Source organism: Tardiphaga sp. 841_E9_N1_2 (assembly GCF_051811065.1).
Classification (GTDB): Bacteria; Pseudomonadota; Alphaproteobacteria; order Rhizobiales; family Xanthobacteraceae; genus Tardiphaga; species Tardiphaga robiniae.
The window spans coordinates 1,008,805-1,032,067 of sequence record NZ_JBPWQC010000001.1 but is presented as its reverse complement, the minus strand read 5'-3'; the positions used below and the strand labels follow the sequence as shown (position 1 = coordinate 1,032,067).

The window sequence follows — 23,263 nt, the reverse complement described above, 5'->3', positions numbered from 1 at the left end:
GATATGACCGCTCCCGTCGTTACCCGTTTCGCCCCCTCGCCGACCGGCTTCCTCCACATCGGCGGTGGACGCACCGCGCTGTTTAACTGGCTGTATGCCAAGAAGACCGGCGGCAAGATGCTGCTGCGGATCGAGGATACGGACCGCGAGCGTTCCACCGATGCTGCGATCGACGCCATTATCGACGGGTTGAAGTGGCTGGGCATCGAATGGGATGGCGACACCGTCTTCCAGTTCGCCCGTGCCGGCCGTCACCGCGAAGTCGCCGAACAGCTGCTCGCCGAGGGCAAGGCCTATTACTGCTACGCCTCGGCCGAGGAGCTGCAGCAGATGCGCGAGATCGCCCGCGCCGAGGGCAAGTCCAAGCTCTATAACGGGCTGTGGCGCGACCGTGATCCGTCGGATCCGCGCCCCGACGTCAAACCGACGATCCGCCTGAAGGCCCCGCTCACCGGCGAGACCGTGATCGAGGATCAGGTGCAGGGCCGTGTGGTCTGGCAGAACGAGAACCTCGACGACCTCGTGCTGCTGCGCGGCGACGGCAATCCGACCTATATGCTGGCGGTGGTCGTCGACGACCATGACATGGGCGTGACGCACGTGATCCGCGGCGACGACCACCTGATCAACGCCGCGCGCCAGAAGCAGATCTACGACGCGCTCGGCTGGACCGTACCGAGCATGTCGCATATTCCGCTGATCCACGGACCCGATGGCTCGAAACTCTCAAAGCGCCACGGCGCGCTCGGCGTCGAGGCCTATCGCGCGCTGGGCTATGTGCCGGCCGCTCTACGGAATTACTTGGTGCGGCTTGGCTGGAGCCATGGCGATCAGGAAATCTTCTCGACCCAGGAGATGATCGACGCCTTCGACCTGTCGGGGATCGGCCGTTCCGCCGCGCGCTTCGATTTCGCCAAGCTCGAAAATCTCAACGGTCACTACATCCGTCACACCGACGATCAATCCCTCGTGACCATGTTCGAGGACGTGCTGAATTACGTGCCCGGCGGCCCCGAACTGAAGGCGAAGCTCAACGACACCACGCGCGCCCAGCTGTTGCGCGCCATGCCCGGCCTGAAGGAACGTGCCAAGACGCTGATCGAACTGATCGACGGCGCCAATTTCATCTTTGCCGATCGCCCACTGGCGATGGAGCCCAAGGCGCAGGCCGCGCTGACGCCGGAAACCCGTGTGTTGATCGGCAAGTTGCGCACGGCACTGGAAGCCGTCACCGACTGGACCGCAGCAAATGCCGAAGCCGCTACCCGCGCCTTTGCCGAGGAAGCCGGCATCAAGCTTGGCGGAGTCGCGCAACCGCTTCGCGTGGCGTTGACCGGCAAGACCACATCGCCCGGCATTTTCGATGTTCTGGCGGTATTGGGACGGCAGGAATGCCTGGACCGGCTCGCCGATCAGGCATCTATTTAGCATAGCTGTAGGCTGCTTTTGCCCGCCTTGCAGCGCACACAGCAATACGCTACGCATTCTGGCGAATGCTCTGGAATTCCCGGCTAGCCTCCCCATTTCTCCTGAAATGTCGGTGGCTTGCCGGCCCCTCAACGATCTCATCGGGGACCACGCGATGGACGCAAAAACCAATACCAAATCCGCAACGCTGACAGTCGACGGCAAGAGCTTCGAACTGCCGATCCACAGCGGGACCGTCGGCCCTGATGTCATCGACATCGGCAAGCTCTACGCCCAGTCCGGGATGTTCACCTACGATCCCGGCTTCACGTCGACGGGCAGCTGCCAGTCCAAGATCACCTATATTGATGGCGATGCCGGTATCCTCGAATACCGCGGCTACCCCATCGAGCAGCTCGCCGAGAAGGGGGACTTCCTCGAGACCTGCTATCTGCTGCTGTACGGGGAACTCCCGACCAAGGCGCAGAAGGCAAAGTTCGACGCATTGGTCACGAACCACACCATGGTTCACGACCAGATGAGCCGCTTTTTCCAGGGCTTCCGCCGCGACGCGCATCCGATGGCCGTGATGGTCGCGTCGGTTGGCGCCCTCGCCGCGTTCTACCACGACTCAACTGATATCAACGATCCGAAGCAGCGCGACATCGCGTCGATCCGCATGATCGCCAAGATCCCGACGCTCGCGGCGATGGCCTACAAGTACACGATTGGTCAGCCCTTCGTGTATCCGACCAACTCGCTCGACTTCGCAGCGAACTTCATGAAGATGTGCTTCGCCGTGCCGTGCGAGGAATACAAGGTCAATCCGGTGCTCGCCAAGGCGCTGGACAAGATCTTCACGCTGCACGCTGACCACGAGCAGAACGCATCGACCTCAACGGTCCGCATCGCCGGCTCGTCGGGCGCCAATCCGTTCGCCTGCATCGCCGCCGGCATCGCCTGCCTGTGGGGTCCGGCGCATGGCGGCGCCAACGAAGCCGCATTGCAGATGCTCGCCGAGATCGGCACCGTCGACAAGATTCCGGAATTCATCGCCAAGGTGAAGGACAAGAATTCGAGCGTCCGCCTGATGGGCTTCGGTCATCGCGTCTACAAGAACTACGATCCGCGTGCCAAGCTGATGCAGCAGGCCTGCCACGAAGTTCTCAAGGAAACCGGTCACGGTGGCGACGAGATGCTCGCCGTTGCCATGGAGCTCGAGAAGATCGCGCTGTCGGATCAGTACTTCATCGACCGCAAGCTGTACCCGAACGTCGATTTCTATTCGGGCATCACGCTGAAGGCGATGGGCTTCCCGACCTCGATGTTCACCGTGCTGTTCGCGGTCGCCCGCACCGTCGGCTGGATCAGCCAGTGGAGCGAGATGATCGGCGATCCGCAGCAGAAGATCGGCCGTCCGCGCCAGCTCTATACGGGTGCTGCCCGCCGCGACTACGTGGATATCGCCAAGCGCGCCTAAGACATCGTTTCGCAGAGTGCGGAAATCAAAACGGCGGATCGCGAGATCCGCCGTTCTTGTTACGCTGCAATCTCTTGAACTGAGGTCTTCAACCCTTCCGCATGGTGGCCAGCACGACATTGGCCGCACCGACGCTCGGCGACGCCTCACCCGTCGCCATGATCCCGTCGAGCCGCGCCAGCGCTTCGACCTGACGCCGCCGCATGGGTGTGTCTGCCAGCACCTCTTGCAACGACGCCGCGAGCTTCTCCGGCGTGCAGTCTTCCTGGATGAATTCAGGGATCACGTTCTCGCCGATCACCAGATTGGCCAGGATGACCGACGATGAGGTGATGCGGCGGCGGATGATCCAGGCCTCGACGCTGCCGGCCTTGTAGGCTGTAACCATCGGCACGCCCGACAATGCAAGCTCCAGTGTCACCGTCCCCGATTTGGCGAAGGCCGCATGCGCGATGCGGAACGCCGCGCGCTTTTCTGTTTCACCCACAACGATCCGCGGCTGCACCGGCCACGCCTTGAGCGCTTCGGCGATGACCTCAACGAGATGTGGCATGGTTGGCAGGATCAGTTCGAATTGCGTGCCCTGCTTTTGCAGCAGATCGAGCGTCGCGCCGAACGTTGCCATGTGATGACGGATCTCGCTGCGACGGCTACCCGGCAACACCAGCAATACCGGCGGCTTCGTTTCGCGACGCGCCTGCTCGTCCGCATTGGGACGCAGCGCATCGATCTGCTCGATCAGGGGATGACCGACATAGGTACATGGCGGTCCGCCGAGCCGCTGATGGGCCTCCGGCTCGAACGGCAGCAGCGCCAGCACATGGTCGACATAAGCGCGCATCGCCTTCGCGCGCCCCGGCCGCCACGCCCACACCGTTGGCGACACATAGTTGACGACGGGAATGGAGGGATCGCGCTGGCGCACACGCTTGGCGACGCGATGGGTGAAGTCCGGGCTGTCGATGATGACCAGCACGTCGGGTCTGGCCCGCAAGACGTCCTCGGTCGCGCGCGTGATGAGCTTCAGGATCGACGGCAATTTCCGGACGACCGCGGCAAGGCCGATGATGGAAAGCTCTTCGATAGGAAACAGTGACTGCAGACCTTCTCGTGCCATCGACGAACCACCGACGCCTTCGAAGCGCACATCGTCGCCGAGCCGCTGGCGCAGTACCTTCATCAGCGCGGAACCGAGACGGTCGCCGGATTCTTCGGTGGCGATGAGATAGATCGTCTTCGTCACGTCGGCAGTCCCGTCACGAAAAGACCTGCGGCATCAGCGGCGACAATCATCTGCTGCGGTTCGGCGACGATCGTATTGCCTGCAACGATGGCGACGCCGGCGAGCTTCGCGGCTGCAGCCCGCTCGATGGTCCGCGGCCCCAATGTCGGCAGATCGAAACGCAGATCCTGACCGCTCTTCGGCGCCTTCACCAGCACACCTCGTCCTGCCTTGGCGCGAATACGTCCCTGTTCACGCAAGAGCGCCACGCGTGCCAGCAATCCATCGGTGCCTTCGATATCTTCGATTCCCACCACATGGCCGTCGATCACCACGGTCGCCTGGCCGATATCGAACGGGCTCAAGGCGCGCAGGACGTCGCGCCCACGCGCGATATCGGCTTCAGCATCTTGATCCGGTACGGCACGCGTCACGCTGCCTTCCGGCATCAGCACATCGGACGCGACGTCCTTGATCCCCAGCAGACGAAAACCTTCATGCTCGAACAGGCGGCTGATACTCGTCAGCAAGTGATCGTCACCACCGCGAAACGCGCGAAACACTTTCGGCATTACGCGAAGCGTTGCCCAGTCCAGCCTGATCTCGGAGATTGCCGGCCGCACAAGCGTGCCGATGAACGTGAGATCCCGGCAATTTTCGCTGCGCATCAGCTTCAGCAAACGGCCGAACTGACCGATGGGAATCCAGTAGTGCTGAAATCGCGCCACCAGCGCCGGATCGCAGAACCCCTTCAGCGCGAACACGACAGGCTTGATGCCACGCGCCTGCAGCGAGTCCGCGACGGCGAAGGGCAGTGAGCCGCCGCCGGCGATGATGCCGAACGGCGAGCCTATCGGCGGATGTGATTGCGGGTGCTGTATTTGAGCCTGGTCAGTCATGCTTCGCCCCGCGATACCCGAACTCAAGAGTTGTTCTTGCTATCCTCGGGCAGACACAGTGCGCGGTGCTTGGCGCCCGCGATGAATGTCAGGATTTCTGCAATCGCCGGATCGTCATTCGCCAAGGGCTGCACGCGCTCGAGCCGCTCGGCGAAGACGCCCGCGCCATGGAACAGCTTTTGATAGAACGAGCGCACGGCGGCAACGCGCTCCTTCGTGAATTTGCGGCGCTTCATGCCGATGATGTTGAGGCCTTCCAGCGCCGCATACTGGCCATTCACGAGCCCGAACGGGATGATGTCGCCCCGCACGCCGCAGATGCCGCCAACCATAACCTGCGAGCCGATGCGGGTGAACTGGTGTACGGCCGACAGCCCGCCCATGAAAACGAAATCGCCGATCTCGCAATGACCGCCCAACGTTGCCGAGGTTGCGAAGATCACGTCATTGCCGACGTGGCAATCATGGCCGACATGGGCGCAGTTCATGAAGTAACCGCGATCGCCCACCGACGTGATGCCACCGCCGGCGACAGTACCGGCATTCATGGTCACGGACTCGCGGATGGTACAGCCATTGCCGATGGTCAGTCTGGTCAGTTCGCCTTTGTAGCTGAGCGACTGCGGAGGCGTGCCTAACGAGGCGAACGGATAGATCGTGCAATTCTCGCCGATGGTCGTCTGCGCCGTCACGTTGATATGCGACAGCAGCTTCGTGCCTGCACCGATCGTGACATGCGGTCCGATGATGCAGAAGGGTCCGATTTCGGCGCCCTCGCCAATGACAGCACCATCCTCGATCCGCGCCGTCGGGTCGATCTTGCTCATCGAAACAGTCCAATCCCAGCCATCAAGTAGGTTTTTCCGTTGGTTAACGCGGGTTCCCGAGCCTGTCCAGTGACGTCTGATTGCGATCTGTTACGACACGTCTCGTACCATGACTTACAAACGCATGATGCCACCGAGGTCTTCGATGGCATCATCGCATACAGGTAGGTGCCAATCAGTCTGTCAGCATCGCGCCGACATCGGCCTCGGCAACGGTGACGCCATTTACCTTGGCGTCGCCGTGGAACCACCACATGGCTTTCTTCTTGCCGATCAGATGCAGATGATACTCGATGGTATCGCCTGGCATCACCGGCTTGCGGAATTTGCACTTGTCGATGGTCAGGAAATACACGGCGCGCGGCTTTTCCGTGCCTTCGACCGACGCAATGCCGATCACGCCGGCGGTCTGCGCCATGCCTTCGATCATCAGCACGCCAGGATAGACCGGGCGATCCGGGAAATGTCCCAGGAAAGCCGGCTCGTTGATCGTGACGTTCTTGATACCAATGCCGCTGAAGTCCTTGCGGATGTTGACAACACGATCGATCAGAAGAAACGGATAGCGATGCGGAAGGGTCTTGAGGATGGTGTTGATGTCGACCGTCTCGATGATGATCGGCGATGCGCCATCGCTTGGTAAATCCTGGCTCATTCCCGCCCCTCGTCTTTCGTATCCTGCGTCGTCGCATCCGTTCCCGGCATGCTCTCGCGGGCGAGTTTCTCAACCGCGAGGATCTCGCGGAACCATTGCTTGGTCGGCCGGGCAAAGATGCCACCCCACCGCGCGCGCGGCGGAATGCTGTCTTTCACTCCGGCCATTGCCGCGACCTGCGCGCCATCGCCAATCGTAATGTGATTGTTGAGGCCCACCATGGCGCCCAGCGCGACGTTGTCGCCGATGGTCAGGCTGCCCGCAAGGCCACATTTCGCAGCGATCACACAGTGCCGTCCAATTGTCACATTGTGGCCGATCTGGACCTGATTGTCGATTTTGGTTCCCTCGCCAATCACGGTATCGCGCAGGCTGCCGCGGTCGATGGTGGTGCCGGCGCCGATCTCGACGTCGTTCTGGATCAGGACACGGCCGGTCTGCGGCACCTTGATGTGCTTGTCCCGGCCGAACACGAAGCCGAAGCCGTCCTGGCCGAACTTGCAGCCGGGATGAACGAGTACGTTGTTGCCGATCAGTGTGAACTGTAGCGTGCTGCCAGCGCCGATATTGCAGTCGCGGCCAATCTTGACCCCGGCGGCGATCACCGCGCCAGAGCCGATGATGGTGCCGGAACCGATCTCCACATCCGGGCCGATCACGGCCAGCGGATCCACCGTAACATCATCCTCGAGCTGAGCAGAGGGATGGATGACGGCGGATGCGGCGATGCCAGTAATGTCAAAGCCGGAGACCGGACGCAGCGTGTCCGCGTGCAGTTCGCGCGCCAATTCCACGAAGGCCGCAAATGGCCGCTTGGCGCGCAGCACCGTTACGTGAGCCGGAATATCGCCCTTGAAGCTCTCGCTCACCAGGCAGGCACCGGCCTTGGTGTGGGTGAGCTGGTCGATGTAGCGAAGATTTTCGAAGAAGGTCAGGTGATGGGGGCCCGCCTCGTCGAGCGAGGATACGCCAGTCACGACCTGGTCGGCCCGCGTCGGATCGACCAGTCGTGCCTTCGTTGACGCGGCTATTTCAGCCAGCGTCAACGACGGCGATTGCTTGAAGAACGTCGGCAGAACCATTCCACCCGTCGCGGTCCGGCCGGAGATCAAACTCAGAACGAAGTTCCGCCGCCGAACTTGAACTGCTGCACGCGATCATAGGCGCCCTTGGTGATCGGCACTGCGTAATCGAAGCGCAGCGGACCAAACGGCGACTGCCAGATCAGGCCAACACCGACCGACGACCGGACAACATTGCCATCGTCATAGGTCATGCCGGCGCAGTTACCGACCGAAGTCCGGCTCGCAGGCACACAGCCGGCGGCATTGATTTCGCCAGTCTGAGCCCAACTGGTCGGTCCCTTATAATCCCAGAGACCGCCGGCATCGGCATAAACCGCGCCCTTGATGCCAACTTCCTTCGGCAGGAACCAGAATGGCATCTGCAATTCGGCCGAAGCGCCCCAATACTTGGTGCCGCCGAGCGCGTCACCGTAGGATCCCAGCGCAACGTAGCTGATGTCACGCGGACCGATACCGTTCTGCGCGAAACCACGCACCAGGTTCGGACCCATCTGGAAGTGATCCAGCATGCGGATGTCTTCGCCGACCTTGTTCAGCATACCACCCTGGACACGCAGCAAACCAACGATGTCGGCCACCAGCGGGGTGTAGTACTTCGCATCGATCGTGGTCTTGAGGTAGGTCACGTCGCCGCCGACGCCGGCGTAGTCCTGCTTGAACTCCAGGAACAGACCGTCGGTCGGGTTCTTGTTGTTGTCGAGGGTGTTGTAGTTCAGCGTGTAGCCGAGCGCCGAGGTCAGCGTCTTGCCGCTGGCCAGTTCGCGGCGAACTGGCAGAGACGACTCACCATCGGCGTAACAACCCCAAGTGTTGGCATTGGCTGGATCAACAGAACCCGGGAACAGTGAATTCAAATAACCGGGAGTGTTGGTCGCAGTTGGGCTGCCTGGCAGGTTGTTACAGTTGCTCAACGTCGCCGGGAGCGAAATCTGCTGCTGATAGACAGAGTAGCGCAGCTGCAGCGCGAGATCTTCACGCAGCTGGAAACCGAGACGCGGGCTGAAGCCGAGCGTCTTGGTGTTGTACGAGATGTAGCTGTTGGACAGCTGCTCGCGCTGATAAAAATCGAGGCCGAGCGCAACGCGGTAGTCGAGCAGGTAAGGCTCAACGAAGGACAGCGAGTAGCCACGCGCATACTGGCCGTACTGGACCGATGCCTTCGCAAACAGACCGCGACCGAGGAAGTTACGTTCCGAGACGCTGACTTCGCCGAGCGCACCGTCGGTGGTCGAGTAGCCGCCCGAGACAGAGAAGTCGCCGGTGGATTTTTCTTCCAGATCGACCACCAGGATCACGCGATCGCTGGACGAGCCGGGCTCAGTCGTCACCTTCACGCTCTTGAAGAAATCGAGGTTCTTCAGGCGGCGTTCGGCACGATCAACCAGCGCGCGGTTATAGGCGTCGCCTTCGGCGAGATCGAATTCGCGGCGGATGACATAGTCACGGGTACGCGTGTTGCCGCGCACATTGATGCGCTCGATATAGACGCGCGGGCCCTCTTCCACCGTGAAACCGATGGTGACGGTGTGAGACTCGAAATTGCGATCGCCACGCGGACGCACGACGGCAAAGGCGTAGCCGCGGCGGGACATTTCGATCTGCATTTCCTCGACCGACTTCTCCAGCGCTTCCGCGTTGTAGAGCGAGCCGACGCCAACGCGCGAGAAGCTGCGCAGCGAGTTCGGATCGAACTGCGGAATGGTGGACGAGAAGTCGACCGACGACACGCGGTACTGCTGACCTTCTTCGATCTTGAAGGTGACCAGGAAGCCCTTCTGGTTCGGGTCGTATTCGGTGAGCGCGGCGACGACCTGAACGTCGGCAAAGCCGTTCTTCAGGTAATAGCGGCGGATCAGGTCGCGATCGGCTTCGATGCGGTCCGGATCATAGATATCGCCCGAAGCCAGGAAGCTCAGGAGGTTCGATTCACGGGTCTTGATGACGTCCTTGAGGCGGTAGGACGAGTAATAGTTGTTGCCGATGAACTGGATCGACTTCACGCCGGTCTTCGCACCTTCGTTGATCGTGAAGATCAGGTCGACGCGGTTGTTCGGCTGCTCGATGAATTCCGGAACGACGCTGACGTCATAACGGCCAGAGCGACGATAGATTTCGGAGATGCGCTGCGCGTCTGCCTGCACCATCGGGCGCGACAGCGTCCCGCGCGGCTTCGACTGCACTTCGGCGTTCAGCTGGTCGTCCTTGACCTTCTTGTTACCTTCGAAGGCGACACGGCCAATGACCGGGTTTTCGACGACGCTGACGACCAGACGGCCACCGGCCTGATTGATCTTCACGTCCTGGAACAGGCCGGTCTCGATGAGCGACTTGAGGCCGTCATCGATGGTGCCCTGATCCAGCCGGCCACTCGGGCCGGGACGGAAATAGGAGCGGATGGTCTCCACATCCACGCGACGATTGCCTTCAACAACAATCGAAGCGGCGGTCTGAGCCACGGCAGTCGAAGAAACGAGCGTAGCAGTCGCTGTAACGGCGACCGGCATGGCGACCAAGATCGAAGCAGCAAGAAGGCCGCCCCGGAAACCCCGCAAACCAAAAATCATGCGCAAAGCGCCCTTATCATTCCATCGCCAGCCCGCACCCCTACGGTCTGACAGAATCCCTTTAGTGGCCCAGCTTGTAGCCAATTTTACCTGACTGGCAAACGACCTTTCGCGCTGCAATTCTAATTTCATTCCAAGACGTTGCCCATCGGCCACGTTACCCCCAGCCTCGATCATGACGAAGCCAGGTGAAGAATGTCGTTATAGGTCGCAAATACCATCAACATCAGCACTAAACCGAGGCCAATGCGGAAGCCCATCTCCTGCGCGCGCTCCGACAGCGGACGCCCACGAACGGCTTCGACGGCATAGAACAAAAGATGACCACCATCGAGAAGTGGCACCGGAAACAGGTTGAGAAGGCCGATCGAGATCGACAGAACCGCCGCCAGGTGAATCAGGGCGGTCAGGCCGATTGTCGCCACCTGCCCCGAGATCTGGGCGATTCGCATCGGACCGCCGATCTGGTCGGCCGCCTCGCGTCCGGTGAATACACCGCCGATATAGGCGATGGTGCGGTCCACGACGAACCAGGTTTCCTTGACGCCCAGCACGAAAGCGGTCGCCGGATTGACCCGCTCGGTGGTCGCTTCGCCAACCGCTGTCGCGCGGGTAATGCCGAGGACGCCGAGACGATGGACGTTACCGAAGCTGTCTTTGACTTCGCGAAGTTCTGGCGTGCCCTTCAGCTCAACCGTGGCTTCGCCGCGCTTGACGCTGAAGGCCAGCTGCTCGCCAGCCTTGGTGCCGACGATGCGCTGCATGTCGGAGAAGCTGCCAATGACCTTGCCATCGATGGCCTTGATGATGTCGCCCGACTGGAACCCGGCCTTCTCGGCCGCGCTGCCCGCCTGAATGCTGTCGACCTTGGCGGTCGTGCTCGGCTTGCCAAAGAACGTGAACAGGCAGGTGAAAATGACGATCGCGAGGATGAAGTTGGCGATCGGACCCGCAGCCACGATGGCGGCACGCTGGCCAACCCGCTTGTGATGGAAGCTGCCCTTGCGCTCATCCGCGGTCATGCCTTCCAGCGCGGCGCTTGAGGGGGTCGAGGCTTCGCTCTCGTCGCCGAAGAACTTCACGTAGCCGCCAAGCGGAATCGCGGAAATCTTCCAGCGCGTGCCATGGCGATCGTTGAAGCCGGCGAGTTCAGGACCGAAGCCGAGCGAGAACGTCAGGACCTTAACGCCGTTCCAGCGGGCGACCAGGAAGTGGCCGAGTTCGTGGAAGAACACCACGATCGTCAGGACAAACAGAAAGGGGATGATATAGCCGATAAAGCCGTGGCTTAACGTATTGAAACTATGTTGGAAAAACTCAAGCATCCCGATCCCCTAACGCGAGGCCAAAGGCCTCGTCCCCAATGCTCTAGGATGCCTTTGCGGCAATTTGAGGCAAGAGGGTGGCAGCCATTTTTCTCGCTTTATGGTCAACAGCGATGGCGTCATCCGCCGACGACAACGGCGCCAAATTCCCTGCCCGCACCCATTCATTCATGGTGGCTTCGACCAGCCGTGCAATGGCGCCAAAGCGGATCTTCTGGGCGGTGAAGGCAGCCACGGCGATCTCGTTGGCCGCGTTGTAGACGGTGGTCGCACCGCTGCCGGTGCGCAGCGCGTCATAGGCCAGCTTCAGGCCAGGGAAGCGCGCGTAATCCGGTGCCTCGAAGGTCAGCGAGCCGATCTTGGCAAGGTCGAGCGGCGCCGCCCGGCCCGGGATGCGGTCCGGCCAACCCAGGCAATGCGCGATCGGCGTGCGCATGTCGGGCGAACCGAGCTGCGCCATGACAGAATAATCGCGGAACTCGACCATGCCGTGGATGATCGACTGCGGGTGCACCAGCACGTCGATTTCGTCCGGCGCCAGCGCGAACAGATAGGACGCCTCGATCACTTCGAGACCCTTGTTCATCATCGATGCGGAGTCGATGGTAATCTTCTGCCCCATCGACCAGTTCGGATGTTTCAGCGCCTGCGCCAGCGTTGCCTGCTCGATATCGGCGGCAGCCCAGGTACGGAACGGTCCGCCCGAGGCGGTGATGATCACGCGGGTCAGTTCCTCGCGGCTGCCGGAGGCCAGCGCCTGGAACAGCGCATTGTGCTCGCTGTCCGCCGGCAGGATGCAGGCGCCAGCTTTGGCGGCGCGATCCATGAAGAAATCGCCGGCGCAAACGAGGCATTCCTTGTTGGCCAGTGCAACGGTGGCGCCGCGGTCGACGGCGGCGAGTGCAGGCTTCAAGCCGGCGGCGCCTGATACGGCGGCCATCAGCCAGTCGGCCGGACGCTCTGCAGCCTCGACGATGGCGCTATCCCCTGCCCCGCTGGCGATGCCGGTGCCGGCGAGTGCCGCGCGGAGTTCGTCCAGCTTGGATTCATCAGCGACGGCCACAAAGCGCGCGTTGAATTCCTTGGCCAGCTTGACTACGCCCTCAACGTTCCCGTTGGCCGTGAGTGCCTCCACCTGGTACCGCTCGGGCGAGGCTCGCAGCAGATCCATGGTGCTGTCGCCGATCGAACCGGTCGCACCGAGGACAGTGATGCTGCGCAGACTAGACGCGGCGGGCTTGTTATTTCGCAGGGGAACAGCGCTCATCAAATCACCAAACCATAAGACCGCGGCCGACGCCATCTGCACCGCCGCGTAAAAGACCGATCACCGCGGCAGCAACCACCGCGAATACATAGCCGTCGAGGCGATCCAGCAGACCGCCATGGCCAGGAATGATCTGGCCAGAATCCTTGACGCCGAATTTGCGCTTCACTGCGGACTCGAAGAGATCACCAAGTTGCGACAGCACCGTCAGCACGGTTGCGATCATGAGCAGCGGCAGCAGGCTGCCCAAACCATTCATGGCAAAACCGGCAGCCACAGCAAGGCTGAGAACAAAACCGCCGATAGCGCCGGCCCATGTCTTCTTCGGACTGACGCGTGGCCACAGTTTCGGGCCGCCGATGCCGCGCCCGGCGAAATAGCCGCCGATATCGGTCATCCAGACCACCAACAGAATGAACATCAGGGCCGAGAAGCCCCAGACGGGATCGAGGCGCACGACAATGGACGCCGCAAACGCAGCCAAGGCGTAGACGAAGCCAAGCCCGATCCAGCCGACATGATTGCCGACAATGGCCCGCCATTCCAGGAAGAGACCCACCGACACCAGCGTCACGAGGCCGAACCACAGCCAGCCACCGGCATAGGCGGCGAAAATCGCAACGGGGATCAGCACCAGCGCGGCCAGGATGCGCATCAAGAGATTGCGCAGCCCCCGGTCATCCGCCTGCTTCGGCGTACTGTCGTCCTGGGTCACGCCGCTCACGAACCGGTTTTCGCGGCGAGACCGCCGAAACGCCGCTCGCGGCGGGCATATTCGGCAATGGCGCTTTCCAGCGCGGCCTTGTCGAAATCCGGCCAGTGGATCGGCACGAATACGAACTCGCTATAGGCAGCCTGCCACATCAGGAAGTTCGAAAGCCGCTGTTCACCCGACGTGCGGATGATCAGGTCCGGGTCCGGAATATCAGGCGCGTCGAGATACTGGCCGAGCGTATCGACATTGATGCTTTCGGGCGTCCGCTTGCCCTCGGCAACCTCGCGCGCAAGGCGCTGCGCTGCCGTGGCGATCTCGTGCCGCGAGCCGTAGTTGAAGGCGACCACGAGATTGAGCTGGGTGTTGCCCCGCGTCAGGTCCTCGGCCTCTTTCAGCAATGACGCGATATCGGAATCGAGGCCCTGGCGCTCTCCAATCACACGGACCCGCACGCCGTCGCGATGCAGGGTGGCAAGGTCGTTGCGGATGAAGCGACGCAGCAGGCCGAACAGATCGCTGATCTCGGATGCCGGCCGCGACCAGTTCTCGGAGCTGAACGAGAAGATCGTCAGATACTGGATGCCGAGTTCGTTGGATGCCCGCACCACACGGCGAAGTGCCTCGACGCCGCGGCGATGGCCCTCGGCGCGCGGAAGCCCCCGCGCTGCAGCCCAGCGCCCATTGCCGTCCATGATGATCGCGACATGCAAAGGCGTGGATCGGTCCGATCCATCATTTGCGGGCGCGGCGGCATTCGACATCGATTAAAATCCCCAGCCTATGGTCCGGCACATATGTGACCAATTTGCGGACCATACGCTTTTCAACAGCTTAAAAGCGGCTTCTAACGCTTAAACCGTCATGATTTCCTTTTCCTTAGCCGCCAGCAACTGATCGATTTCAGCGATTATGCTGTCCGTGACCTTCTGCACTTCGGTATCGTGGCGCTTCTGGTCGTCCTCGGAAATCTCGTGAGCCTTCTCGAGCTTCTTGATGATGTCGAGACCGTCGCGGCGGACGTGGCGCACGGCGACCTTGGCTGCCTCGGCATATTTATGCGCGACCTTCACGAGTTCCTTGCGGCGCTCGGTGTTCAATTCGGGAATGCGTAGCCGCAGAATCTGGCCTTCGGTTGCCGGGCTAAGGCCGAGATTGGAATCGACGATCGCCTTTTCCACCGCCTTGACCATCGACTTGTCCCAAACCTGCACCGACAGCAGGCGCGGCTCGGGAACGCTGACGGTCGCAACCTGGTTCAGCGGCATGTGGCTGCCATAGGCTTCCACCTGGACCGGCTCCAGCATCGAGGCTGCCGCACGTCCGGTGCGCAAGCCGCCAAGCTCATGCTTCAGCGACTGGGTCGAGCCCTGCATACGGCGCTTGAGGTCGTTGATGTCGAATGGGGCCATGGTGGCCATGCAGCTCTCCCTTGTATCCTGCTGGTGCGAAGCGGGTATGGCGCTCCGAACCCGTCTAAAATCAGCCCGCGACGATGGTGCCGCGGCCAGTACCAGTCAAAATGGCGCCGATCGAACCCGGTTCGGCGATCGAGAACACGATGATAGGCAGCGAGGTCTCGCGGGCAAGCGCGAAAGCCGTCGCATCCATGACTTTGTAGTTCCCCTCCACGGCCTGCGAATGGCTGAGACGCTCGAAGCGCGTCGCGTTCGGATCCTTCTTTGGATCGGCGCTGTAGACGCCGTCCACATTGGTCGCCTTCAGCACGGCCGATGCGCCGATCTCGGCAGCGCGCAACACTGCGGTCGTGTCGGTGGTGAAGAACGGATTGCCGGTACCGCCGGCCAGCAGCACGATGCGGCCCTCGGACAGGTATTTGTGTGCGGCAGCACGTGTGAAGAGTTCGCAGACCTGCGGCATCACCATCGCCGACAGCGTGCGGGCCGGCACGGCGTGGCGCTCGATCGCAGCTTCCAGTGCCAGGCAGTTCATAACGGTAGCGAGCATGCCCATGCTATCGCCGGTCGGGCGCGACACACCACGCGAGGAGACTTCGACGCCGCGAAAGATATTGCCGCCGCCGACGACGACCGCGACTTCGACACCAAGTTTCTGGGCTGCAATGAGATCGACGGCAATGCGGTCGATGGTCGGCTGATCGATACCGAATGACTGGCCTCCGGCGAAAGACTCACCCGAGACCTTGATCACGACGCGACGATAGAGCGGCTCACCCATGATGCGATCGCTTCCTTTCGAGGCGGCAGCTCCCGGCGTAGATCGCCGGGAGGTCTTCCAATTCGTCTTACTTCTGGCCGCTGGCGGCGGCAACTTCGGCAGCGAAGTCCGAAGTCTGCTTCTCGATGCCTTCGCCGAGCGCGTAGCGCACGAAGCCAGCGAGCTTGATCGGCGCGCCAACCTTGCCTTCGGCTTCCTTGACGGCCTGCGCCACCGACTTACCGGTGTCGTGGATGAAGGCCTGATCCAGCAGGCAGACTTCCTTGTAATAGGTCTTCAGGCCGTTCTCGACGATCTTCTCGATCATCGCATCCGGCTTGCCCTGCTGGCGATACTTATCCGCCATCACTTCCTTCTCGCGAGCAACGACGGCCGGATCGAGGCCGGCCGAGTCCAGCGCCTGCGGGTTGGCAGCAGCGACATGCATCGCGATCTGTTTCCCAAGGGTCGCGAGCTCGTCAGCCTTGCCGGTGGATTCCAGCGCGACGATGATGCCCATCTTGCCGAGACCTTCGATCACGGCGTTATGCACGTAGCTCGACACGACGCCGGCCGAGACTTCCAGCGTCGCGGCGCGGCGCAGGGTCATGTTTTCGCCGATGGTGGCGATGGCTTCGGTGATCGCGGTCTCGACGGTAGCTTCGCCAATCTTGTGAGCCTTGATGGCTTCGACGTCGGAGCCGACCTTGAGCGCCACCTGGGCGATCATCTTGACCAGACCCTGGAACTGATCGTTGCGCGCGACAAAGTCGGTCTCGGAATTGACTTCGACCACGACGCCCTTGTTGCCGGCGGTGAGAACGCCGATCAGGCCTTCGGCCGCAACGCGGTCAGCCTTCTTGGCGGCCTTGGACAGGCCCTTCGCGCGCAGCCAGTCGATTGACGCCTGCATGTCGCCGTCATTGGCAGCCAGTGCGTTCTTGCAATCCATCATGCCGACGCCGGTGGTTTCGCGGAGGTCCTTGACCATCGCTGCAGTAATCGTTGCCATCGTTGAACCCTTTGCCTGTCAGGGCGCCTGCGAGCCAGCCGGTGCTGGTCAATCGCGTTACGCCGCAGGAACTATCATCGAGAGAAGTGTAGAGATGGAAAGTGCGGCCGGGATGACGGCCGCACAATAGTTTCTTGGCTGTCGCTCGGCATGATTTTGTCCGGAACCGGGACACCGGTTCCGGGATCACGCCTGCGCGTTACTCGGCTTCCGCCGTCAGACCCTTGGCCTGGGCGACCCAGCCGTCGGCACGGGCCGGAAGACCAACTTCTTCGCCAATCTTGTGTGCGGTGTCGTGATCGAGTTCGGCCAACTGCCAGTAGTGGAAGATGCCGAGGTCGTTGAACTTCTTCTCGATCGCACCGGACACGCCGGTGAGCTTCTTGAGATCGTCGGCGGTGCCGCGCGGACCGGCCAGCCCCTGGAAGCCTGCTTCCGGAGCCGGGATGGCCTCAGCCACCGGGGCAGCCGATGCACCGATATCGAAGCCCGAGTCGCCCTGGGCGCGCGAGATGCCGTCGATGACAGCGCGTGCGATCAGGTCGCAATACAGCGACAGCGCACGACCGGCGTCGTCGTTGCCCGGGACCACATAGGTGATGCCCTTCGGATCCGAGTTGGTGTCGACGATCGCCGCGACAGGGATACCCAGACGCTGAGCTTCCTGGATCGCGATGTCTTCCTTGTTGGTGTCGATCACAAAGATCAGGTCGGGCAGACCGCCCATGTCCTTGATGCCGCCCAGCGAGCGATCGAGCTTGTCGCGCTCGCGCTGCAGCGTCAGACGCTCCTTCTTGGTGTAGGCCGACGCGTCGCCAGAGTTCAGCACTTCGTCGAGGTGGCGCAGACGCTTGATCGAACCGGAGATGGTCTTCCAGTTGGTCAGCGTGCCGCCGAGCCAGCGCGAATTGACGAAGTACATCGCCGAACGCTTCGCAGCTTCGGCAACGACGTCCTGCGCCTGGCGCTTGGTGCCGACGAACAGGATGCGGCCGCCCTTGGCGACGGTGTCGCTCACAGCCTTCAGCGCGGTGTGCAGCAACGGCACGGTCTGCGCGAGATCGATGATGTGGATGTTGTTGCGTGCGCCGAAGATGTAATTCGCCATCTTCGGATTCCAGCGGTGCGACTGGTGGCCAAAGTGGACGCCAGCTTCGAGCAGTTGACGCATAGAAAATTCGGGTAGTGCCATAGTATCAATTCTCCGGTTGTTTCCTCCGGAAGCGTGTGAGCAAACGAGCGTTCGGGCAGAGGATTCTGCCGTGCAGCCCGGATGCCACCGGACGGCGATTAAGCCATGCTTCCGTGTGAGATGCGCCGGCTTATAGCCGGATTCCCGGGATAAGCAAGGAAATCCGGCGGCTTCGGCCGGTTTACCGCGCGGGTTGCCAGCTCAAAGCGTTTCGACCATTTCCACCCCGGAAACCGCCTTGATGGCGCCGGCGATCTGCGGGGACACCTGGAACCGGCCTTCGAGCTTGAATTCGACCTCAGTTTGCAGGTCGAGGCGCAGGATCAGCGAGACGTCGCCTCCGCCGGCGGCATTGCTCGGCTGCGGTTGGAGGCGTTTTACCAGCGAATCCAGTGCCTTGGTGTCCTTCATGGTCACCCTGAGCCCCTTCTGGGTCTTGGCAGCGGCGGCATCCAGAGGTTCCGCGTGGAGAACCCGGGCCCGAACGTCCTCGCCCTGGAGTTCGGCACCGAGTTGCAGCAGCACCGCGGTACCGGGTTCCAGCACGTCGCGGTATTGGGCAAGCCCTTCGGAGAACAGCACCGCCTCGAAATGCCCGGTCGGATCCGACAGGCCCATGATGCCCATCTTGTTGCCGGTCTTGGTCCGCCGCTCCATGCGGGATACGACGGTAGCCGCCACCCTGCCCGCCGTAGCACCGGTTTTGACCGCGCGGCAGAACTCGGCCCAACTCTGCACCCGCAGTCGCTTCAGGGCGGTCGCATAGTCATCGAGCGGATGGCCGGACAGGAAGAAGCCAATAGCGTCGTATTCCTTGCGCAGCTTCTCCGCCGCCAGCCAGTTGTCGATCTGCGGCAGCATGATGGTCGGCGCATCGGCCGCGCCGCCAAACATGTTTCCCTGACCGATTGTCGTATCCACGTGGGCGCTCTGGCAGGCGGCCAAAATAGCATCCGCGCCGCCATGCACGCGGGCACGATGTGGATCGAGCGTATCGAAGGCGCCGGCCGCAGCGAGTGTTTCGATGATGCGCTTGTTGACGGCGCGTGGGCTCACGCGCGACGCAAAGTCGGCAAGCGACGTGAACAAACCATTCTTGTTGCGCTCGGCGACGATCAGCTCGACGGCGCCAGCGCCGACGCCTTTCAACGCGGCCAGCGCATAATAGATCGTGTTGTCGCTGACCTCGAAGGTTACGCCCGAACGATTGATGTTCGGCGCCTCGACCTTGATACCGAGCCGCTGCGCCTCGGCGCGAAATTCCGACAGCTTGTCGGTATTGCCCATGTCGAGCGTCATCGACGCCGCAATGAACTCCACCGGATAATGCGCCTTCATATAAGCGGTGTGATACGACACGAGCGCATAGGCCGCCGCGTGGCTCTTGTTGAAGCCATAGTCGGCGAATTTTGCCAGCAGATCGAAGATCGTATCGGCCTGCCCCTTCGGCACGCCGTTCTTGACAGAGCCTGCAACGAAGATCTCGCGCTGCTTTTCCATTTCGGCGCGGATCTTCTTGCCCATCGCGCGGCGCAGCAGGTCGGCGTCGCCGAGCGAATAGCCGGCCATGACCTGTGCGATCTGCATCACCTGTTCCTGATAGATGATGACGCCGAAAGTTTCCTTCAGGATCGGCTCGATGATCGGATGCAGATATTCCGGCTCTTCATCGCCATGCTTGCGCGCGCAATAGGTCGGGATGTTCGCCATCGGGCCCGGACGATACAACGCGACCAGCGCGATGATGTCCTCGAAACGGTCGGGCCGCATGTCCACAAGCGCGCGCCGCATACCCTGGCTTTCCACCTGGAATACGCCGACCACTTCACCGCGCGCCAGCATTTCGTAGCTCTTGGCGTCGGTAATCGGCGTGGTCGCAAGATTGACGTCAATATTGCGCTGCTTGAGTAGCTTCACGGCGACATCGAGCACCGTCAGCGTCTTCAGGCCGAGGAAGTCGAACTTCACGAGACCTGCTGGCTCAACCCATTTCATGTTGAACTGGGTGACCGGCATGTCCGATTTCGGATCGCGATACATCGGCACGAGCTGCGACAGCGGCCGGTCGCCAATCACGATGCCTGCGGCGTGGGTCGAAGCGTGGCGCGTCAGGCCCTCGAGACGCTGCGCGATATCGAAGGCTTTGGCGACGATTGGATCCTCGTCGCGGAGCGCCTGCAGCTTCGGCTCGCCTTCGATCGCCGCAGCCAAGGTCACAGGGGCCGCAGGATTTTGCGGCACCAGCTTGGTCAGCTTGTCGACCTGGCCATAGGGCATCTGCAGCACACGGCCGACGTCGCGCAACACGCCGCGCGCCTGCAGCGTACCGAAGGTGATGATCTGCGCGACCTGATCGCGGCCGTAGCGCTGCTGCACATAGGAGATCACCTCGCCGCGACGATCCTGGCAGAAGTCGATGTCGAAGTCCGGCATCGAGACGCGTTCCGGATTGAGGAAGCGTTCGAACAGAAGATTGAACTGCAAGGGATCGAGATCGGTGATGGTCAACACCCAGGCGACCAGCGAGCCCGCGCCCGAACCGCGGCCCGGTCCCACCGGAATGCCCTGTGCCTTCGCCCATTTGATGAAGTCGGACACGATCAGGAAGTAACCCGCATAGTTCATGCGGGAGATCACGTTGAGTTCGAAGTCGAGCCGCGCGTGGTATTCCTCCTCGCTCTTGCCCTGCGACACGCCGTGGATCTCGAGACGTTTGCGCAGGCCTTCCTCGGCCTGACGACGCAACTCGTCGGATTCCTCCTGGGCCGCACCTTCAGCGTTACTGCCGGCGCCCACCGTGAAGCGCGGCAGGATCGGCTTGCGCGTCTTTGGCCGGAACGAGCAGCGCTCGGCGATTTCGACGGTTGACGCCAATGCCTCGGGAATATCGGCAAACAGAACCGCCATTTCGGCGCGAGTCTTGAAGCGATGATCGGTAGTGAGCTGCTCGCGGTCCGTTTCGGCAATGATCCTGCCACCGGCGATACATAGCAGCGCATCATGGGCCTCATAGTCATCCGCGGCGGCAAAATACGGCTCGTTCGTTGCCACCAGCGGCAGGCCCTTGGCGTAAGCCAGGTCTATCAAACCCGCTTCGGCGCGGCGCTCCTTCTCTGCGCCATGACGCTGCAGTTCGATGTAGAGCCGATCGCCGAATAGCGATGCGAGTCGGTCGCAACGCGCAGCGGCAAGCGCGGATTGATCGGCGAGCAGCGCCTGATTGATCGGACCGTCAGGACCGCCGCTCAACGCGATCAGGTCTTCTGTTTCCTCCAGCAGCCATTCCAGCTTGATGTGGGGCGCATGATTGACCGGGGTTTCCAGAAACGCGCGCGAGTTGAGTTTCATCAGGCTCTGATAGCCACGCTCCTTGGCAGCCAGCAGCACGATGCGCGGCATCACGGCGTTCAGCGCATTACGGGCGTTGGGATCCTGGTCGCCGAAATCGATCGCGACCTCGCAGCCGGTGATCGGCTGGATGCCGTAGCCCACCAGCTTCTCGGAGAATTCCAGCGCGCCAAACATGTTGTCGCTATCGGTCAGCGCCAGCGCCGGCTGATGGTCGGCCTTCGCCAGTTCCGCCAGTTTTTGGATCTTGATCGAGCCCTTCAGCAGCGAATAGGCCGAATGCACGTGCAGATGGACAAATCCGGCATTCGACGCGGCGGCGGGCTTCTGACTCATGGCGTGGGGCGTTCCGGACTTTGCAGCGCCCGATCTGGGCAGTCATCGACACTGGGGATCGCGGCAGCCTGTTCAGACCGACTCGCTGCCCCATGGTGATGCCTGCCCCCGGCCAAGTCCATGTGAAACCCGCTCGGGCCCGGAAGCGTCCCCGCATTCCCTAGGGAATGCTTGTCATTCCCCGGGAGCGTTCCCGTATCCACCGGAGAGTGCTTCCCCGGTGTTCCGGCGCCAGCTTCGCAGCCAGCGTCCGGGAGCAGGATCACAGCTGGGGGATCAGTTGCGCCCAAACCGCAATCATGCCGACGAACAGAACGATCGATGCCAGCGCAGCGGCTTCTTCAACAAAGGTCTTCAACATGGTGGCCTCCGTGATCTCTGGAACATATGAAGAACATTGTTCTCATTCTGTTCCTGAGTCAAGCAGCCGATCCGGCTCGTCGCGCCTCATATTCGGGATGGTTAAAATGGCAGGCCGGCACGCTTTACGCCCAGCCAGCCAAGGCCATCCCTCGCCGGCGATCACCTACGCCGTATTGCGTCGCCTGTGCCGAACAAGCCCTGTTACGGCATGTTTCCGGCGCCAGATGCGGAGCGGAATCCGGCTTTGTGAGTTGACGAATACCTCTCGGACCGGCTTTGTGCCGGTCAGAGATCACATGCAGCCGGCCATCTGAGTCGGCAGGAGAATTCGATGCGCGCAGCCCTGCTTGCTCTGGTCGCCCTCGGCGCCCTCTCGGCCCTCACCATCACGCCCGCCGCAGCACAGCGCACCGATCCCGGCCCGTTCTCGTTCAACACGCCGAGCGGTTATCCGTTCTGCATGCGCTCGCTCTATGACGACGACGACTGCAGCTACCGCACATACGCGCAGTGCGCCGCGACGGCATCGGGCATCGGCCTGACCTGCTTTGCCAATCCGGCGCTGGCCTATGCGCAGACCTACGCGCCGCAGCAGCCGCGCGTGAAGCGCAAGCGTAAGAGCAGCTACTGAGCGACGGCGCCGTCCGCGGCGCGCCTCGCTTTTTCTCTCTCAACTGAAACGAGTGGCGGGGTCAGTCGAGTTCGACGACCTTGCCGTTTTCCAGCGACACTCGCCGATCCATACGGCCAGCCAGTTCCATGTTGTGGGTCGCGATCAACATCGCCACCTTGGTCGCCTTCACCAGCTGCATCAGCGCCTTGAAGACATGATCCGCGGTGTGCGGATCGAGATTACCCGTCGGCTCATCCGCAAATAGCACGCGCGGCGCATTGGCTACCGCGCGGGCAATAGCAACGCGCTGCTGCTCGCCGCCCGACAACTCCGCCGGGCGATGGGTGATGCGTTCGGCCAGACCCAGATAGGCCAAGATTTCCTTGGCGCGGGCAACCGTCTCGGAGCGCTTCAGGCCGCGGATCATCTGCGGCAGCATGACGTTCTCCAGCGCGGTGAATTCCGGCAGCAGCCGATGTGACTGGTAGACAAAGCCGATATCGGTGCGGCGGATCTGGGTGCGCTCGGTGTCCGACAGGCCCGAGGTCGCGGTGCCGCCGACATAGACCTCGCCGTCATCCGGGCTCTCGAGCAGGCCGGCAATATGCAGCAGCGTCGACTTGCCCGAGCCGGACGGCGCCACCAGCGCGACAGACTGCCCCGCCCACAATGCCAGCTTGGCATTGTCGAGAATGGTCAGAACGCTTTCGCCCTGGGTGTATTGCCGCTTGATGTCGTGGAGATAGACCACCGGTACATCATCTGCCCCTTGCGCCAT

The 23,263-nt window shown here is 61.9% G+C and carries 19 protein-coding genes; 3 read left to right on the top strand and 16 right to left on the bottom strand.

Annotated elements, in window-relative coordinates:
- The first annotated feature begins 3 nt into the window (after nucleotides 1-3).
- On the top strand, nucleotides 4-1,428 hold the full coding sequence (gene gltX / locus AB8A50_RS04835; protein WP_439077041.1) for a glutamate--tRNA ligase: 1,425 nt from the start codon (nucleotides 4-6) through the stop codon (nucleotides 1,426-1,428).
- A 154-nt stretch (nucleotides 1,429-1,582) separates the two neighbouring features.
- Nucleotides 1,583-2,887 carry a citrate synthase gene (gene gltA, locus AB8A50_RS04830; protein ID WP_089264726.1) on the top strand — a complete coding sequence of 435 codons (1,305 nt, stop codon included), beginning with the start codon at nucleotides 1,583-1,585 and terminating at the stop codon, nucleotides 2,885-2,887.
- A gap of 88 nt (nucleotides 2,888-2,975) precedes the next feature.
- Here the strand turns inward: gltA and lpxB are convergent, their stop codons facing one another.
- From lpxB to dnaE, 15 genes are all read right to left on the bottom strand, one after another.
- Entirely contained in the window at nucleotides 2,976-4,130 is a 1,155-nt protein-coding gene (gene lpxB, locus AB8A50_RS04825; protein WP_439077040.1) for a lipid-A-disaccharide synthase, read from the bottom strand.
- Nucleotides 4,127-5,008: an LpxI family protein gene (locus tag AB8A50_RS04820; RefSeq protein WP_439077039.1), complete on the bottom strand. Its 882-nt coding sequence runs from the start codon at nucleotides 5,006-5,008 to the stop codon at nucleotides 4,127-4,129. The genes lpxB and AB8A50_RS04820 overlap by 4 nt, the downstream gene beginning before the upstream one ends.
- Nucleotides 5,009-5,031: 23 nt before the next feature.
- Nucleotides 5,032-5,835: an acyl-ACP--UDP-N-acetylglucosamine O-acyltransferase gene (lpxA, locus tag AB8A50_RS04815; RefSeq protein WP_439077038.1), complete on the bottom strand. Its 804-nt coding sequence runs from the start codon at nucleotides 5,833-5,835 to the stop codon at nucleotides 5,032-5,034.
- A gap of 175 nt (nucleotides 5,836-6,010) precedes the next feature.
- Nucleotides 6,011-6,490 carry a 3-hydroxyacyl-ACP dehydratase FabZ gene (gene fabZ / locus AB8A50_RS04810; RefSeq protein ID WP_439077037.1) on the bottom strand — a complete coding sequence of 160 codons (480 nt, stop codon included), beginning with the start codon at nucleotides 6,488-6,490 and terminating at the stop codon, nucleotides 6,011-6,013.
- The gene (gene lpxD / locus AB8A50_RS04805) at nucleotides 6,487-7,572 is read right to left on the bottom strand and encodes a UDP-3-O-(3-hydroxymyristoyl)glucosamine N-acyltransferase (RefSeq protein WP_439077036.1); all 1,086 of its coding nucleotides are present in this window, start codon (nucleotides 7,570-7,572) and stop codon (nucleotides 6,487-6,489) included. The genes fabZ and lpxD overlap by 4 nt, the downstream gene beginning before the upstream one ends.
- A 32-nt stretch (nucleotides 7,573-7,604) precedes the next feature.
- Nucleotides 7,605-10,139 (bottom strand): outer membrane protein assembly factor BamA, encoded by a 2,535-nt coding sequence (gene bamA / locus AB8A50_RS04800; protein WP_439077035.1) that lies wholly within the window; start codon nucleotides 10,137-10,139, stop codon nucleotides 7,605-7,607.
- A gap of 173 nt (nucleotides 10,140-10,312) precedes the next feature.
- A complete protein-coding gene (gene rseP, locus AB8A50_RS04795) occupies nucleotides 10,313-11,464 on the bottom strand; it encodes an RIP metalloprotease RseP (protein ID WP_089264545.1) in 1,152 nt (383 codons plus the stop codon).
- Nucleotides 11,465-11,507: 43 nt separating this feature from the next.
- Complete coding sequence (gene dxr, locus AB8A50_RS04790) at nucleotides 11,508-12,731, bottom strand: 1-deoxy-D-xylulose-5-phosphate reductoisomerase (protein WP_093758765.1); 1,224 nt, start codon at nucleotides 12,729-12,731, stop codon at nucleotides 11,508-11,510.
- A gap of 4 nt (nucleotides 12,732-12,735) precedes the next feature.
- On the bottom strand, nucleotides 12,736-13,446 hold the full coding sequence (locus AB8A50_RS04785) for a phosphatidate cytidylyltransferase (protein WP_439079918.1): 711 nt from the start codon (nucleotides 13,444-13,446) through the stop codon (nucleotides 12,736-12,738).
- A gap of 5 nt (nucleotides 13,447-13,451) precedes the next feature.
- A complete protein-coding gene (locus tag AB8A50_RS04780; RefSeq protein WP_068730865.1) occupies nucleotides 13,452-14,207 on the bottom strand; it encodes an isoprenyl transferase in 756 nt (251 codons plus the stop codon).
- Nucleotides 14,208-14,297: 90 nt separating this feature from the next.
- Nucleotides 14,298-14,855, bottom strand: a complete 558-nt coding sequence (gene frr / locus AB8A50_RS04775; protein WP_374725665.1) for a ribosome recycling factor — start codon at nucleotides 14,853-14,855, stop codon at nucleotides 14,298-14,300.
- A 70-nt stretch (nucleotides 14,856-14,925) separates the two neighbouring features.
- Nucleotides 14,926-15,642 (bottom strand): UMP kinase, encoded by a 717-nt coding sequence (gene pyrH / locus AB8A50_RS04770; RefSeq protein ID WP_068730867.1) that lies wholly within the window; start codon nucleotides 15,640-15,642, stop codon nucleotides 14,926-14,928.
- A gap of 67 nt (nucleotides 15,643-15,709) precedes the next feature.
- A complete protein-coding gene (gene tsf, locus AB8A50_RS04765; protein WP_089264547.1) occupies nucleotides 15,710-16,633 on the bottom strand; it encodes a translation elongation factor Ts in 924 nt (307 codons plus the stop codon).
- 199 nt (nucleotides 16,634-16,832) lie between these two features.
- A complete protein-coding gene (locus AB8A50_RS04760; RefSeq protein ID WP_068730869.1) occupies nucleotides 16,833-17,825 on the bottom strand; it encodes a 30S ribosomal protein S2 in 993 nt (330 codons plus the stop codon).
- Nucleotides 17,826-18,026: 201 nt separating this feature from the next.
- On the bottom strand, nucleotides 18,027-21,509 hold the full coding sequence (dnaE, locus tag AB8A50_RS04755) for a DNA polymerase III subunit alpha (RefSeq protein ID WP_089264548.1): 3,483 nt from the start codon (nucleotides 21,507-21,509) through the stop codon (nucleotides 18,027-18,029).
- A gap of 694 nt (nucleotides 21,510-22,203) precedes the next feature.
- Here dnaE and AB8A50_RS04750 point away from each other — a divergent pair.
- Nucleotides 22,204-22,503, top strand: a complete 300-nt coding sequence (locus AB8A50_RS04750; protein ID WP_439077034.1) for a DUF3551 domain-containing protein — start codon at nucleotides 22,204-22,206, stop codon at nucleotides 22,501-22,503.
- A gap of 61 nt (nucleotides 22,504-22,564) precedes the next feature.
- Here the strand turns inward: AB8A50_RS04750 and AB8A50_RS04745 are convergent, their stop codons facing one another.
- Nucleotides 22,565-23,263 carry an ABC transporter ATP-binding protein gene (locus AB8A50_RS04745; RefSeq protein WP_068730961.1) on the bottom strand — a complete coding sequence of 233 codons (699 nt, stop codon included), beginning with the start codon at nucleotides 23,261-23,263 and terminating at the stop codon, nucleotides 22,565-22,567.